The following is a 13,921-nucleotide window of genomic DNA, read 5'->3' as shown; positions in this document are numbered from 1 at the left end:
CGCTCGCGAGCCGCTCACTTTCCCCGCCCCGCCTTGGCGACGGTGCCGCGGACGTCGGCGTACGTGAGGGCGGCACCGATCAGGCCCTTGAACAGCGGGTGCGCCCGGGTCGGCCGGGAACGGAACTCCGGGTGCGCCTGGGTGCCGATGAAGAAGGGATGGGTGCCGGCGGGCAGCTCGGCGTACTCCACCAGGCGGCCGTCGGGCGAGAGGCCGGAGAAGACCATGCCGGCCTTCTCCAACTGCTCGCGATAGGAGTTGTTGACCTCGTAGCGGTGGCGGTGGCGCTCGTCCACCTTCGCCATGCCGTACAGCCGGCGGGCGAGCGTGTCCTCCCCCAGCCTGGCCGGGTAGAGACCCAGCCTCATGGTGCCGCCCATGTCGCGCTCGCCGGAGACGACGTCCTCCTGGTCGGCCATGGTGGAGATGACCGGGTGGGTGGTCTCCGTGTCGAACTCGGTGCTTCCCGCGTCCTCGATGCCCGCGAGGTTGCGGGCGGCCTCGATGACCATGCACTGCATGCCGAGGCAGATGCCGAGCAGCGGGATCTTGTTCTCCCTGACGTGCCGGATCGCGCCGACCTTGCCCTCGATCCCGCGTACGCCGAAGCCGCCGGGGACCAGGACTCCGTCGACGCCGTCGAGCTCGCGGGCCGCACCCTCGGGGGTCTCGCAGTCGTCGCTCTTCACCCAGCGGATGTTGACGCGTGCGTCGTTGGCGAAGCCGCCCGCGCGCAGCGCCTCGGTGACCGACAGGTAGGCGTCGGGCAGGTCGATGTACTTGCCGACGAGCGCGATCGTGACCTCGTTGGCCGGGCGGTGCACCCGGCGCAGGAGCTGCTCCCACTCCTTCCAGTCGACGTCCCTGAAGGGCAGGCCCAGACGGCGCACCACGTAGGCGTCCAGGCCTTCGGAGTGCAGGACCTTGGGGATGTCGTAGATGCTGGCGGCGTCGATGGCGGAGACGACCGCGTCCTCGTCCACGTCGCACATCAGGCTGATCTTGCGCTTGAGCGAGTTGGTGATCGGCCGGTCGGAACGACACACGATCGCGTCGGGCTGGATACCGATGCTGCGCAGCGCGGCGACCGAGTGCTGGGTCGGCTTGGTCTTCAGCTCGCCGCTCGGCCCGATGTACGGCAGCAGCGAGACGTGGAGGAAGAACACGTTGTCACGGCCGACCTCGTGGCGGACCTGGCGGACGGCCTCCAGGAAGGGCAGCGACTCGATGTCGCCCACGGTGCCGCCGACCTCGGTGATGACCACGTCCACCTCAGGCCCGGCCATCGACCGGATGCGGTCTTTGATCTCGTTGGTGATGTGCGGGATGACCTGCACGGTGTCACCGAGATACTCGCCGCGGCGCTCCTTGGCGATGACGTTGGAGTAGACCTGGCCGGTGGTCACGTTGGCCGAGCCGTGCAGCTCGGTGTCGAGGAAGCGCTCGTAGTGACCGACGTCGAGGTCGGTCTCCGCGCCGTCGTCGGTGACGAACACCTCACCGTGCTGGAACGGGTTCATGGTGCCGGGGTCGACGTTGAGGTAGGGGTCGAGTTTCTGCATGGTGACCCGCAGGCCGCGCAGCTTGAGAAGGCGCCCGAGGCTGGAGGCCGTCAGTCCCTTCCCGAGACTGGAGGCGACGCCGCCGGTGACGAACAGATGCTTGGTGTGTGCGGCGCTGCGCAAGAAGGCTCCCGTGGTCGTTACAGATCGTCGGCTCACCCTTGTGAATGGCCTACAGGTCCACGGGCTCTCAGAATATCAAACGGTGCAGGCGAACTGCCCTAACAACCCCCCACCCGCATTTTTCTCAAACCCAACCAAGCGGTAATTTGATCCGTTATGTCACTTCATGGTGTGGTAAGGCGGGCCATGGGCAGCCTCGTGCACCGGCTCTGGGCGGCGGTTCGCGCGGCCGGCACCATCACTCCCGTCAGCCCCGCCGGATACCGCTTCAGGCGCCTCGGCGAGGGCGCCTGCCTGTCGTTCCCGCCCGGAGCCATCTTCGGCGAGGCCTGGATCGAGATCGGCGACCACACCCTGATCGGCGAGCGGGTCTCCATCTCTGCGGGGATGGGCCCCGGGGTGGACCTGGGTCCGGACTCGATCGTACGGATCGGCGGAAGCTGCTCCATCGGCAGGGGCACGCACATCGTGGGCCACCAGTCGATCGACATCGGCGACGACGTCTTCACCGGCCCGTACGTCTACATCACCGACCAGAACCACGTCTACGACGATCCGGAGGCACCGATCGGCCGCCAGTGGCCGCGCAACAACCCGGTTTCCATCGGGTCGGGATCGTGGCTGGGCACCGGCGCGATCATCCTGCCCGGCACCCGGATCGGCAGGCAGTGCGTGGTGGCGGGCGGGGCGGTGGTGCGCGGGGAGTTCCCCGACCACAGCGTGATCGCGGGCATCCCCGCCAAGGTGGTGCGCCACTACGTACCCGGCCAGGGGTGGCTACCGCCCCACCTGGACGCCGTGGAGAACGCGGAAACAGTGGACGCCATGGAAACGGCGAGGACTGTGGAGGTCACGAGGGTCACGGAGGGCATGGAGGGCATGGCCCTCGGGGTCTCGGGGCCAGCGGAGGGCATCGACACCGAGACCGGAGTGATACCCCGGGAGGGGACGGATCGGGATCGATCGACGGCCGGTAACCGTTGAAGGGGGAGAGAGACACTACGGAGGTGCGATGCTCGCGGCACTGACGGGCCTTGGACTCTCCACAGCGGCCGGGCTCAACGCCTACATCCCGCTGCTGGTGGTCGGCCTGCTCGCCAACTTCACCGACCAGGTACGGCTGCCGCAGGAGTTCGCCTGGCTGTCCAACGGCTGGGTGCTCGGGATCATCGGCGTGCTGCTCCTGGCGGAGTTCGTGCTCGACAAGGTCCCGGTGGTCGACAGCGTCAACGACATGATCCAGACCGTCGTCCGCCCCGCCTCGGGCGGCGTGGTCTTCAGCGCCACCGAGGCCGCGGCCCGGCTGGACGGCTCCACCTGGATGAGCCACAACCCCTGGCTCAGCTGGGTCCTGGGGATCGCGATCGCCCTGACCGTACACACCATGAAGGCGGTCACCAGGCCCGTGGTGAACACCACCACGGCCGGGGTGGGCGCACCCGTGGCCAGCACGGTCGAGGACGCCGGATCACTGGGCATCGCCCTGGTTGCGATCTTCCTGCCGGTCCTGGTCATCGTGATGGTGGCGGGACTGGCGCTGTTCGCCTGGTGGGCGACCCGCAGGATACGACGACGGCGGCGAACGGCCGTCCCGAGCCCACGATGAGAGCGCGTCCGCGCGTCCGCGTCACGGGCCACACCGGACATCACGCCGCCCCCCTCGGCACAGACGGTGCCGTGGCACCCGTCACGGTCGGCGCCGTGTCCCTCACCACACGCGATGCCGTGGCACCCCTCACGGTCGGTTCCACGCCCTCCGCCGGGTGCGTGGCCCCCCTTACCGCGCCGACCGGCTCCACGCGGCTCTACGCCCGCGCGAGGATCGCGGCGCGGGCTATGCTCGAAACATCCCGTCCAGTCCCCGCAGGGAGGTGGCTCCGATCGGCGATTTCCTCATCGTCCTGATGGTGATCCTGCTGTTCTTCCTTCTCCTGGGAGCGGCCGGGATCTACCTGCTGGTCAAGATCGGCAAGAAGGCCACAAAGAAGGCCAGGAGCGTCTCCACCAGGGTCGCCGACCACGTGGCGGCGATGGGCACCGGCGACGCCGCGGAGACCGAGCGGATGCGCCTCGACCTGCGGCGCGAGGTCTCCCTCACCCGCCAGGCCGTCGACCACGCGCTGCGCGACGGCTGGGGCCTGGGCGACCTGCCCCACCTCGTGGCCGAGATCGAGGTGCACGCCGAGCAGCTCGACGCCCAGCTCGCCCACTACGCCCAGGAGCGCCGGGTCTCGCCCTACATCGACCACACGGCGCTGGGCCGCCTGCGCGAGCACCACGCCAAGCTGACCACCTCCTGCGCCAGGATCAGGGCCGACCTGCGCAACGACCAGATGGCGCACTCGGCCGGGAGCATCGACGCGATCCAGGGCCGCACCGACCTGGAGATCGAGGCGCGCCGCCGCGCCCCCGACCCCCTGGAACAGATCGACGAGCTCTACAACCGCACGATGGTCAACCGCGCCCGCCCCGACGACTCCCGCTGATCCCCTCGCTGTGGTCCCTTCGTGAAGGGACCACAGCCGGGCAGGCCATCGGCGAAAACCGTCGGCGTCCCCTTATGGTCACCGCATCTCGAACACCCACACGCCATACACGGTGAGTGTCAGGATGACTCCGTCAGGTAATGTTTCCGGGTGTCGCCGAAGGAGGTTCTCTGATGACAGCCGTTTTCCCCGAGTGGTTCTACCCGGGGCCGGCAGGCGGGTGGACCGCCGACATGCTCGATCATCTCCCCCCCGGTGCGCCCCGGCATGTCGAACTGATCGACGGGTCGCTCATCATGATGTCTCCGCAGACCACTTTTCACATGCTCATGCTCAGACTTCTCGAAAGAGAGCTCACACCACCTAACGATCTCGCCGTCGTCCGTGAGATGACCGTGACTCTGGGGATGAGACAGCGACCCGAGCCCGACATCATGGTGGTGGCGAGCTCCGCCCTGACCAGCCTGAGAACGACCTCGTTCAAGCCTGAGGACGTGCACCTGGTGGTCGAGGTGGTCTCCCCCGAGTCGCTGGAGCGAGACCGCACCACCAAGCCGATCAAATACTCCGGCGCCGGGATCAGGCACCTCTGGCGCGTGGAGCAGGAGGACGACAAACCCGTCGTCTACACCTTCGAGCTGGAACCCTCCGTCAAGGCCTACGTCCCCACGGGCATTCACCGGGGGCGGTTGAAGACGGACATCGGCTTCGACGTCGATATCGATCTCGACCTCGGAAGGTTCATCGGCTCGGGAGGCTCGTGAATCAGGAGACCCCCGCCTCGCGCATGTCCCGCACCTCGCGTTTGAGCTCCTTGATCTCGTCGCGGAGCCGGGCGGCGACCTCGAACTGCAGGTCGGTGGCGGCCTGGTGCATCTGCTCGGTGAGCGACTCCATCAGCGCCTCCAGCTGAGCCCTGGGCATCTCTCCGGCGATCGCCCTGGCGTGCTGGCCCGCCTGCTTGATCGCGAACCCCGGGACGGGGGCCTTGCCACGCGACTGCTGACGGCCGCTACCGCCGAGGAGCTGGGCGGTGTCGGCGTCCTCGCGGTTGAGCGAGTCGAGGATGTCGGCGATCTTCTTGCGGAGCGGCTGCGGGTCGATGCCGTTGGCCTCGTTGTAGGCGATCTGCTTGGCCCTGCGGCGGTTGGTCTCGTCGATCGCCCGCTCCATGGAGGGGGTGACCCGGTCGGCGTACATGTGCACCTGGCCGGAGACGTTTCTGGCCGCGCGGCCGATGGTCTGGATCAGGGAGGTCTCCGAACGCAGGAAGCCCTCCTTGTCGGCGTCGAGGATGGCCACCAGCGAGACCTCGGGCAGGTCGAGGCCCTCGCGGAGCAGGTTGATGCCGACCAGCACGTCGAACTCGCCCATCCGCAGCTCGCGCAGCAGCTCGATGCGGCGCAGGGTGTCGACCTCGCTGTGCAGGTAGCGGACCCGGATGCCGAGCTCCAGCAGGTAGTCGGTGAGGTCTTCCGACATCTTCTTGGTCAGCGTGGTGACCAGGACCCGCTCGTCCTTCTCCGTACGGGTGCGGATCTCGTGGACCAGGTCGTCGATCTGCGACTTGGTCGGCTTCACGATCACCTCGGGGTCGATCAGCCCGGTCGGCCGGATGACCTGCTCGACCACGTCACCCTTGGAACGGCCCAGCTCATAGGAGCCTGGGGTGGCCGACAGGTAGACCGTCTGGCCGATCCGCTCCAGGAACTCCTCCCACTTCAGCGGGCGGTTGTCCATCGCGGAGGGCAGGCGGAAGCCGTGGTCGACGAGCGTGCGCTTACGGGAGGCGTCTCCCTCGTACATCGCGCCGATCTGCGGGACGGTCTGGTGGGACTCGTCCAGGACCAGCATGAAGTCTTCGGGGAAGTAGTCGAGCAGGGTGTTGGGCGCGCTGCCCGGGGTGCGCCCGTCCATGTGGCGCGAGTAGTTCTCGATGCCGGAGCAGGTGCCGATCTGGCGCATCATCTCCAGGTCGTAGGTGGTGCGCATGCGCAGCCGCTGGGCCTCCAGGAGCTTGCCCTGGCGCTCCATCGTCTCCAGGGTCTCGGCGAGCTCGGCCTCGATGCCCCGGATCGCGCTCTCCATCCGCTCGGCGCCCGCGACGTAGTGGGAGGCGGGGAAGATGTAGAGCTCGGTGTCCTCGGTGATCACCTCGCCGGTGAGCGGGTGCATGGTCGCGAGCTTCTCGATCTCGTCGCCGAACATCTCGATCCGGACGGCGAGCTCCTCGTACTTGGGAATGATCTCGACGGTGTCGCCGCGCACCCGGAAGGTGCCCCGGGTGAAGGCCACGTCGTTGCGGGTGTACTGCATGTCGACCAGGCGGCGCAGCAGGGTGTCGCGGTCGATCTCCTGGCCGACCTTGAGCCTCACCATGCGGTCGACGTACTCCTGCGGGGTGCCGAGGCCGTAGATGCAGGAGACGGAGGCCACCACGATCGTGTCGCGGCGGGTCAGCAGCGAGTTGGTCGCCGAGTGGCGCAGCCGCTCGACCTCCTCGTTGATCGAGGAGTCCTTCTCGATGTAGGTGTCGCTCTGCGGGACGTATGCCTCGGGCTGGTAGTAGTCGTAGTAGGAGACGAAGTATTCGACCGCGTTGTTGGGCATCATCTCGCGCAGCTCGTTGGCGAACTGGGCGGCGAGCGTCTTGTTGGGCTGGATGACCAGGGTGGGCCGCTGGAGGCGCTCGATCAGCCAGGCGACCGTGGCGGTCTTGCCCGTGCCCGTGGCGCCCAGCAGGACGTTGTCCCTGTCGCCGGCCGTGACGCGCCGTTCAAGCTCGGCGATCGCGGCGGGCTGGTCGCCCGAAGGGGTCATGTCGGTGACGACCTCGAAGGGTGCCACCTTGCGCTGCAAATCTGTTACCGGCCTCACCTGTCCCACTGTAGGTGGCGTGACCGACAATTCTTCTTCACAGGTCCACGTACGAGTGGGCAGGTGTCAACCGCGTGGCAAGTGATCCGCAAGTGGGGTCCCCTTTACTGTCCCGCGTGCCAACGCTCACGAAGCGTGATATATCGAGCTCTCGACGTATCCCAAACCTGGAGGTGTGATGTCCCGCCCAAGAGAAGCCATGCAGTACGCGAGAGCCGCGGCGCAAGCCATAGGACAGGGAGGCGACGTGCGCCAGGTGGTCGGACAGGCCGTGGGGCAGTACGCCGGCCAGTCCGCGGGGCAGTACGCCGGGCAGGTGGCCGAGCAGGTCACAGGACAGAGGCAGGCCAGAGGCACCGAGTCCGCAGGCGACAAGGGCTTCGCGCTCAACCCCTCCGACTTCATGGCCGCCCGTGATCAGGGTTCCTCCATGGGCACGATCATCGAGGCCCGCAGCGCCGCCCTCAACGAGGCCGGGGAGATCGTCAACCAGAGCTTCAGCGGCAAGGGACCCGCCGGGGAGCCGGTCCACGTCATCTCCCCCGTGGTCATCCCCAAGAGCACCACCGCCAGGGTGGTCGTCCCGCTCGTCGTACTGGCCGGGCTCGGCCTGGTCGGGCTCGTCGCCACCGGGCTGCCCGACGGTTTCCGCGTGCTGTTCGGCCCGCACTACTGGGCCGTGCTGGTGCTGGCCGCGGCGTTCCTGTGGTGGCGCAGGAGCGTGGTCATGGTGCCCGAGGGGTGCAAGGCTCTGATCACGAAGTTCGGCAAGCTCGTGACCATCGCCGAGCCCGGCCGGGTGACGCTGTTCAACCCGTGGAAGCGGGTCAGCTACATCGTCAACACCACCCGCGAGTATCCCTTCAACGCCCCCATCCGCGAGGCTCCCACCCAGCAGGGCGTCAAGGCGAGCGTCGACCTGTTCCTGCAGTTCCGGATCGAGAACCCCGCCGAGTTCATCTTCGTGCTCGGCTCGGTGAGCGGTTTTCAGGCCAAGCTGCAGAACGCCATCAGCGAGGTCACCCGCTCCCTCATCTACGCCCAGCGCGCCGAGGAGATCTACGACCTGGTGGGCGAGAGCACCATGGGCATGCTGGACAGCCTCAACCATCAGTTCCTGCCCGCCGTGCGGCTCACCGACGTCAACATCACGCACGCCGAGCCCTCCAGCCAGGAGTACCGGATGGACCTCGCCGCTCCCGAGATGATCAGGGTCGCGAAGGAGGCGTACACCTACGAGTACGAGCTGCAGCTGCGCAAGGAGCAGAACGAGGGCGACCTGATCAGGGAGCTCGCCGGGCTGCAGGAGCAGCTGTCGGCCATCCACGCCGAGATCGCCGGGCACCAGGCCAGGATCGACACCGCGCTGGAGCGCGCCTCCCACCAGGCCAAGGCCCAGGGCGGCCAGCGGCTGGTGGAGGCGGAGTCCACCGCGAAGGCGAACGCGGCACTGCTGGAGGCCCAGGCGCTGGACATCCGCTCGCTGAGCGCCGCCGAGGCGCCGGAGATCCTCGACTACCGCTTCCAGCAGGACCTGCTCGACAAGCTGGAGTCCGTCGCCTCGCACCTGCCCCGCCTGGTGCAGGTCGGCGACACCGTCGACATCGACCTGCTCACCCTCGCCAGGCAGCTGGTCGGCAACCCCGAGGCCCAGCTGTTCTCCCAAGCGGACATGGCCGCGATCAGGGCACGGATGACCGAGATCGGCGACCGCGTCGAGAGGCGCGGGGCGGAGATCAGCTCCCTTCTCAACCCGCCCGCCGACACCACCGTCCCCATCCCCGTCCCCGTCGCGGGACGCGTCGCGCAGGAAGAAGAGGTCTGATGAGCGGCAGAGAGTTCTCCAAGATCAAGGAATCCCTCGCCTCCTGGTCGGAGATCCGCCAACTGCTGCGCGGCGGAGAGTCCGGCCAGCTGGTCCCCGTGGTCATCCCCAAGGACCGCCGCGGCTTCGCCTGGGTGACACTCCTCTTCTTCTCCCTGTACCTGGCCGGTACGGCGGCGTTCGCCGGAGGGGCGCTCTCCTTCCTGGCCGCGATCGGAGCGGTGTTCTCGCTGATCGCGGCGCTGGTGTGGCTGTGGCGCCGGGCGATCATCGAGATCGAGGAGGGCACCACCGGCGTGCGCAGCCGGTGGGGCGCCATCGTCGGCACGCTGCCCCCCGGGCGCCACTACCTGTGGCTGCCGTGGGACCGGGTGGACGCGGTGGTCGACACCTCCACCGAGATCCCCTACTCCGCGCCGATCGTGGCCTGCCCGACGGCGGAGAACGTCCCGCTCAAGTCGATCGAGTTCTTCCTGAAGTTCCGCATCGTCGACCCGGTGGCCTTCGTCCGTACGATCGGCGCCGGCAACTTCGACCTGGTGCTCAGCAGCGCCGTACAGGACGCCATCCGCCAGCGCAGCCGCCGGGTGAACACCGAGCGCGCCTACGACCTGCGCGGCTCCGACGTCGGCGACATGCAGGAGCTCCTCACCCGCCAGCTCGGCCGGTACGGCGTGCGCATCACCGGCGCCAACATCCCCGACGTGCAGCTGCCCGACCAGTACCAGCAGCACCTCGCCACCCGCGAGAAGGTCGCCAAGGAGCTGTCGGCCTTCGAGCGCGAGTGGGAGCTCACCCGCAAGCGCAGGATCGACACCCTCCTGATGGAGATCGAACGTTCCAAAAAGACGCGGGACGCGCGTATCGTCGAGGTCAGAGCAGCCGCCAACACCGCGCGTAAGGACGTCGCCCGCATGCTGGAGGAGCACGAGACCGAGGCGCAGCGGGTGCGCTGGGAGATCGAGGCGAAGGGCCGGGCCGAGCTCACCTCCGCCGAGAACGAGGCGAAGGGGCTGCGCAGGCTCGCCGACTCCTACCGCGACAACCGCGCGGTGCTCCAGTACGAGCTGGCCCGCCGCAGGCTCGACGTGGGCGCCAAGCTCGCCGACAGCGCCCCGCGTCCCGTCGTCGTCCGCACCTCCGGCGCCTCCGGCGACCCCTCCGTGCTGTCCACCATGCTTCTGGCCCAGATCCTGCCCGAGCTGAGCAACGGCAACGGCCAGACCAAGCCACAGAGTCAAATCCCCTGATGAGAAATTCTCCAGACCCCAGGAGTACAGATGGTGTTCCGTAAGCTGATGGCCGCGTTCGGCGCCGGTGTCGAGGTCGACACCGTGCTGCAGAACTCGCACGTGCGGCCCGGCGAGGTCCTGCGCGGGCAGGTCAACTTCCGCGGAGGCGGCTCCGACTACAAGGTGGAGGGCATCTTCATCGACTTCACCGCCGTGGTCGAGGTCGAGAGCGGCGACAACGAGTACAAGTCGACGTACAGCTTCCTGCGCCAGCAGATCACCGGGCCGTTCCACCTCGCCGCGGGCGCCCCGCAGTCGGCCCCCTTCCAGATCCAGGTCCCCTGGGAGACCCCGATCAGCGCCGTCGGCGGCCACCCGCTGCACGGTATGAAGCTCGGCGTCTCCACCGAGCTCGCCCTCGCCGGCGCGCTCGACAAGGGCGACCTCGACCCGCTGTTCGTCAACCCGCTGCCCGCCCAGGACCACCTGCTCGGCGCGCTGGACCGGATGGGCTTCCGCTTCAAGAAGGCCGACCTGGAGCGGGGCACCCTGCACGGCTCGCGGATGCCGTTCTTCCAGGAGATCGAGTACTACGCCGGCGGCGAGTACCACCGTCACTTCAACGAGCTTGAGCTCACCTTCATCTCCGGCCCCCAGTCGATGGACGTCATCCTGGAGGCCGACAAGCGCGGCGGCTTCCTGTCCTCCAGCCACGACACCTACAGCCGCTTCACCGTCCACTACAACGACCACCCCGGCCAGGTCGAGCAGTCGCTGCGCGCCGGCCTGCAGGCCATGGCCCAGCGGCGCGGCTGGTTCTAGCCTCCCTCGCGCACGTGCGGGTGTGCCCCGGTCCGCCGGGGCACACCCGTTTCGTGTGTTCGTACGGAACGCGTGGGGGCGCTTCGCACGAAGCGCGGGAAGCGCCGAGCCGCGACGTCGTCCCACCTGGCGTAGGGTTCCCGCCAAAGACCGGCCGTCGGCCGGGGCGGGGACGAAGGGTGGCCGGGTGGGCGCGGGTGACGGCGACGAGACGGTGGCCGCCGCACGGGCGGGCGACGAGTCCGCGTTCACCGCGCTCGTCGAGCGTCACCGGGGTGAGCTGCGCGTGCACTGCTACCGGATGCTGGGCTCGTTCGACGAGGCGGAGGACCTGGTGCAGGAGACGTTCCTGCGCGCCTGGAAGGGCCTCGGCGGTTTCGAAGGGCGCTCGACACTCAGGACCTGGCTGTACCGGATCGCGACGAACGCATGCCTCGACGCCCTCGACGGCCGGGCGCACCGGGTGCTCCCCCGTCACCTGGCCGGGCCGTCGGATCCGAGCGCCGCGCTCTCGCCCCCGGCCGACATCGCGTGGCTGCAGCCCTACCCCGACCGGCTCTGGGAGCCGGTCGCGCCCGGCGAGGCCGAGCCGGACTCCGTGGCCGTCACCAGGGAGACGATCGAGCTGGCGTTCCTCGCCGCGCTCCAGCACCTGCCGCCCCGGCAGCGGGCGGCGCTGATCCTGCGCGACGTGCTCGGCTGGCCCGCCAAGCGGGTCGCGGCGCTGCTGGAGGGCAGCGTGGCCTCGGTGAACAGCGCCTTGCAGCGGGCCAGGGCGACGCTCAAGGAGCACCTGCCGGAACGCCGCCTGGACTGGGCGCCGTCGGCCGAACCCACCGAGCGGGAGCGGGCGGTGCTGCGCCGCTACATGGACGCGATGGAGCGCGCCGACCTCACCGCGATCGCCGACCTGCTCGCCGAGGACGTAAGGACGGAGATGCCGCCGTGGCCCACGTGGTTCAGGGGTCGTGACGCGGTCGTGGCGGCACTGGCGGCGAGCTGGGACGCAGGCTCGCCCGAATACGTGGGCCGGTTCCGGATGCTCCCCGTCCGGGCCAACCGGCAACCGGCCGTGGCGGCCTACGTACGAGGGCTCGGCGAGCCCGCCCACCGCGCCTTCGGGATCTCCGTGCTGCGGATCGAGGACGACCGGATCGCGGAGATCGTCGCCTTCCACGACCCCGGCCTGTTCGCGACGTTCGCCCTGCCCACGACGCTCTCTCCAGAACACCGATGAGTTTTCGCGCGATCCCCCGTCTCAGGACAGGTCACCCAAAACCGATCCTGACGGAGGCACCTCATGGGCAAGACGCTGTATTCGGTCACCATGTCGCTGGACGGCTTCATCGCCGGTCCTGGCGGTGACATGTCCTGGCTGACCGAGCACCTCGGCCCCAACCCGACGGCCGACAGGCTCATGGGTGAGATCGGCGCGCTTCTCATCGGGAACCGCACCTTCGGCGGCGACGACCCCCACCGGGGTACGGACAGCGAGGGCAAGGCGTTCGGCGGAGGGTGGAGCGGACCGCAGTTCGTGCTCACCCACCACATCCCGGACACGCCGGTACCGGGCATCACCTTCGTCGGCGACCTCGGCGGTGGCGTCACCGCGGCCAAGGCCGCCGCGGGTGAGAAGTACGTCAACATCCTCGGTGCCGACATCGCCCGGCAGTGCCTTGAGGCGGGGATGCTCGACGAGATCCTCGTGTTCGTCGCGCCCGTCCTGCTGGGCGACGGTGTCCGGCTGTTCGACCGCCCGGGCGGGACCAACGTCAGGCTGGAGCGTATCGAGCTGACCCACGTGCCGCACGCGACGAGCATCCGGTTCCGCGTCGTCGGCTGAGCCATCCTCGGTGAGGTCCGCGCCATCGCCCCTGATCAAGCGGCCTTGCGGGCGAGGGTGAGCAGGTGGCCACCGACAAGGGAACCGCCTCCGGGCGACGCTGGGCGCCGAGCATGAGAGCTTGGCGCTCGGGGTCGTCGAGCCAGTCGTCGTACAGCGAGAAGGCTTGTTTCACGCCGTAGCGAGTGACGTCCGGGAGTGTCGCGCCGGGTCCGACCGTCACAGGGAAGCCAGGTGTAAGGCATTGTCCGGCCCACCTCGATAAGCCGTAAATTAGCTAATCAAGTGCTGTCATATGCCCTAATGTCAGTGACTATGAAAATTCGCGTGATCATGGCGATGGCCGTCGCCTTCATTCTGCTTTTCCCCGGCACGGCCACCGCCTTCGCATATCCGGTCGAGGACGCCCCGCTCCTGACCGGCAACCCCCTTTACTCCGCCGGTAAGCTCCCCGCCGCGAGCTGCGCGAGGAAACCTGCCAAGGGCAAGAGCCTCGCCTCGGTGAAGAGGCACGTCAAAGCGCTCGTCACCTGCATGAACGACACCTGGAGCCCCTACCTGAAGGAGGCCCACTTCTCGTTCGTGCCGCCCATGCTGGACATGACCGGAGCCCCTTTGTCGGCGAAGTCCGAGCGCTACTGTTTCGGGGCCAAGATGGACCCGGCCAAGTCGGAGGCCGTCACCTGCTTCGGGGTCGGCTTCTCCGTGCATATTCGCCCTGACTGGATCAAGGCATCCGACGATCTCCCGATCCTCGCGGAGCTGAGCTCTGTCTACGGTGAGTACGTGCAGAGCCTGGTCGATATCAGGGAGGGCTACAACGCCCTGCACGCCGACGGCGACGACGAGATCCAGGAGCAGCTCCGCCGTTACAGCCTCCAGGCGCAGTGCCTGGGCGGAGTGACCGCGAGGAGTGTGTGGTCCGCCCTCGGTTACCCCGCCAAGGACGCCCGCCGCCTGCTGGACCTCGCCAAGGCCGAGGCCGACCCCAAGGGCAAGCCCGGTTACTTCGGCAAGGGCGCCAATCTCGTCCACTGGACCAAGCGGGGCTACTCCACCGCCAACCCCGGGTCCTGCAAGACCTGGACGGCTCCTTCCGCCAAGGTCTCGTAACCGACTTCCTGGACTCTCTGGGTTTTCGAGGTTTCCGC

General features: G+C 68.3%; 12 protein-coding genes. 10 read left to right on the top strand and 2 right to left on the bottom strand.

Annotated elements, in window-relative coordinates:
• Positions 1-14: 14 nt before the first annotated feature.
• A complete protein-coding gene (locus tag ACIBH4_RS16930; protein ID WP_362506626.1) occupies positions 15-1,685 on the bottom strand; it encodes a CTP synthase in 1,671 nt (556 codons plus the stop codon).
• Positions 1,686-1,871: 186 nt separating this feature from the next.
• On the opposite strand from ACIBH4_RS16930, the gene ACIBH4_RS16925 reads away from it, so the two are divergent.
• The 4 genes from ACIBH4_RS16925 (at position 1,872) to ACIBH4_RS16910 (ending at position 4,935) form a co-directional block, all read left to right on the top strand.
• Entirely contained in the window at positions 1,872-2,669 is a 798-nt protein-coding gene (locus ACIBH4_RS16925) for an acyltransferase (protein ID WP_362766621.1), read from the top strand.
• A gap of 28 nt (positions 2,670-2,697) precedes the next feature.
• Positions 2,698-3,291 (top strand): DUF4126 domain-containing protein, encoded by a 594-nt coding sequence (locus ACIBH4_RS16920; RefSeq protein ID WP_362506632.1) that lies wholly within the window; start codon positions 2,698-2,700, stop codon positions 3,289-3,291.
• A gap of 265 nt (positions 3,292-3,556) precedes the next feature.
• Complete coding sequence (locus ACIBH4_RS16915; protein ID WP_362766624.1) at positions 3,557-4,171, top strand: hypothetical protein; 615 nt, start codon at positions 3,557-3,559, stop codon at positions 4,169-4,171.
• Positions 4,172-4,344: 173 nt separating this feature from the next.
• Complete coding sequence (locus ACIBH4_RS16910) at positions 4,345-4,935, top strand: Uma2 family endonuclease (protein WP_362506638.1); 591 nt, start codon at positions 4,345-4,347, stop codon at positions 4,933-4,935.
• A 1-nt stretch (position 4,936) separates the two neighbouring features.
• On the opposite strand, the gene uvrB is transcribed toward ACIBH4_RS16910, so the two are convergent.
• Positions 4,937-7,048: an excinuclease ABC subunit UvrB gene (gene uvrB, locus ACIBH4_RS16905; RefSeq protein ID WP_362766627.1), complete on the bottom strand. Its 2,112-nt coding sequence runs from the start codon at positions 7,046-7,048 to the stop codon at positions 4,937-4,939.
• A gap of 247 nt (positions 7,049-7,295) precedes the next feature.
• On the opposite strand from uvrB, the gene ACIBH4_RS16900 reads away from it, so the two are divergent.
• The 6 genes from ACIBH4_RS16900 to ACIBH4_RS16875 all read left to right on the top strand — a co-directional run bounded on the left by ACIBH4_RS16900 (position 7,296) and on the right by ACIBH4_RS16875 (position 13,883).
• Positions 7,296-8,873, top strand: coding sequence for an SPFH domain-containing protein (locus ACIBH4_RS16900; protein WP_399172315.1), 1,578 nt, complete (start codon positions 7,296-7,298; stop codon positions 8,871-8,873).
• Positions 8,873-10,123: an SPFH domain-containing protein gene (locus ACIBH4_RS16895; RefSeq protein WP_362766632.1), complete on the top strand. Its 1,251-nt coding sequence runs from the start codon at positions 8,873-8,875 to the stop codon at positions 10,121-10,123. The genes ACIBH4_RS16900 and ACIBH4_RS16895 overlap by 1 nt, the downstream gene beginning before the upstream one ends.
• Positions 10,124-10,153: 30 nt before the next feature.
• Positions 10,154-10,927 (top strand): sporulation protein, encoded by a 774-nt coding sequence (locus ACIBH4_RS16890; RefSeq protein WP_362506650.1) that lies wholly within the window; start codon positions 10,154-10,156, stop codon positions 10,925-10,927.
• A 187-nt stretch (positions 10,928-11,114) separates the two neighbouring features.
• The gene (locus ACIBH4_RS16885) at positions 11,115-12,164 is read left to right on the top strand and encodes a sigma-70 family RNA polymerase sigma factor (RefSeq protein WP_362766635.1); all 1,050 of its coding nucleotides are present in this window, start codon (positions 11,115-11,117) and stop codon (positions 12,162-12,164) included.
• 63 nt (positions 12,165-12,227) lie between these two features.
• Positions 12,228-12,770 (top strand): dihydrofolate reductase family protein, encoded by a 543-nt coding sequence (locus ACIBH4_RS16880; RefSeq protein ID WP_362766637.1) that lies wholly within the window; start codon positions 12,228-12,230, stop codon positions 12,768-12,770.
• 315 nt (positions 12,771-13,085) lie between these two features.
• Positions 13,086-13,883, top strand: a complete 798-nt coding sequence (locus ACIBH4_RS16875; protein ID WP_362766640.1) for a hypothetical protein — start codon at positions 13,086-13,088, stop codon at positions 13,881-13,883.
• Positions 13,884-13,921 lie beyond the last annotated feature (38 nt).

The organism is Streptosporangium sp. NPDC050284 (genome assembly GCF_044459525.1).
Lineage (GTDB): Bacteria > Actinomycetota > Actinomycetes > Streptosporangiales > Streptosporangiaceae > Streptosporangium.
The sequence above is the reverse complement of the archived record's forward strand: the minus strand, read 5'-3'. Positions and strand labels throughout refer to the sequence as shown.